Raw genomic sequence first — 583 nt, forward strand, 5'->3', positions numbered from 1 at the left:
CTTCGCGGCTTATCTCGCACCGCTGCGCAAGGCCGAATGGGTTGTCTACGCCAAGCGGCCGTTCGGTGGGCCAGAGGCAGTGCTGGCTTATCTGTCGCGCTATACCCACCGCGTCGCCATCGCCAACAGTCGCTTGATCGCCTGCGACCAGCAGGACGTCACCTTCAAGTGGAAGGACTACCGCGTCGCGGGCCGCGATCGATACAAGCAGATGACACTCGAGACCTTCGAGTTCATCCGCCGCTTCCTCATCCCACGTGCTGCCCAAGGGCTTGCATCGCATCCGCCACTACGGCCTGTTCGCCAAAGGCGCTTGCGCCGGCAACATCGCACGCGCCCGTGAGCTGCTTGCCATTGCAAAACCTGAAGGTCGGCCCACCGCGGCCGCCGTCGATCCCAGCAAGCCGGCTTGTCCATGCTGCGGCGGTCGCATGATCATCATCGAAGTCTTCGCGCGCGGTGCAATGCCACGGCATCGGCCGACAGCTCCAACGAACCACATCAGGATCGACACCTCTTGACCGTGCCGCAATCCCGCAAATCCGCTCGCCGCGCTCGCTGGCCCTCGACCGGCCACGGCAGA

1 pseudogene is annotated in these 583 nt (G+C 64.3%); it reads left to right on the plus strand.

From position 1 onward, the window contains the following. Positions 1 to 521, plus strand: a pseudogene (locus AC5ZG1_RS44195) (IS91 family transposase); the annotation flags it as partial. Between the last annotated feature and the right edge of the window lie 62 nt (positions 522 to 583).

It is taken from the genome of Bradyrhizobium sp. Leo78, from assembly GCF_059512425.1.